Source organism: Nocardioides malaquae, assembly GCF_015070385.1.
Lineage (GTDB): Bacteria > Actinomycetota > Actinomycetes > Propionibacteriales > Nocardioidaceae > Nocardioides > Nocardioides malaquae.
This window is the reverse complement of sequence record NZ_JADCSA010000056.1, coordinates 1-588: the sequence shown is the minus strand read 5'-3', so window position 1 is coordinate 588 and position 588 is coordinate 1. Positions and strand designations below refer to the sequence as shown.

The 588-nt window shown below is 67.9% G+C and carries 1 protein-coding gene; it reads left to right on the top strand.

Annotation, left to right across the window (positions count from 1 at the left end):
* A partial coding sequence (locus IEQ44_RS15540) for a site-specific integrase (RefSeq protein ID WP_227487606.1) occupies positions 1 to 588 on the top strand: 588 nt, incomplete at both ends.

The window sequence follows — 588 nt, the reverse complement described above, 5'->3', positions numbered from 1 at the left end:
CGGCGGAACCACCACACGCGGGATCGCCAGCCGATTCCTCGGATGGGCCATCAAGACCAGACTGATCGACCCCGACCTCCGGCTCACGCCCCACCGCCGCGGCACGAGCCCCAAGCTCGACAGCCAAGCCCAGAACGAGGCCATCGACGACCACGTCCACAACGCCGACATGCCCGCCAGACACCGGGCCATCGCCATCCTGCTCCTGGTCTTCGGACAGCCACTCGAGCGACTCGTCGCCCTGACCTGGGACGACGTCAACATCACCGGTGATCCCGTCACGATCAGGCTCGGCGGAACCGCTGACATCGAGCTACACCCACCGCTCGACGAGCCGTTCCGCCAACTCGCTGTCCAGCCGCACAACCACCAAACCGCCGCCCACCCCAACAGCAACTGGGTCTTCCCCGGCTACTCCCCCGGCAGGCACCTCGACGCCGGCTACATCGCCGGCCGACTCCGCGCCACGGTCGGCGCACGCGCCGCTCGCCTCGGCACACTCCATGAGATCACCAAGTTCGCGCCCACGGCCATCATCGCCGAAATCCTCGGCTACTCCCCCGCCACCATTGAGAAGCACGCCATCGG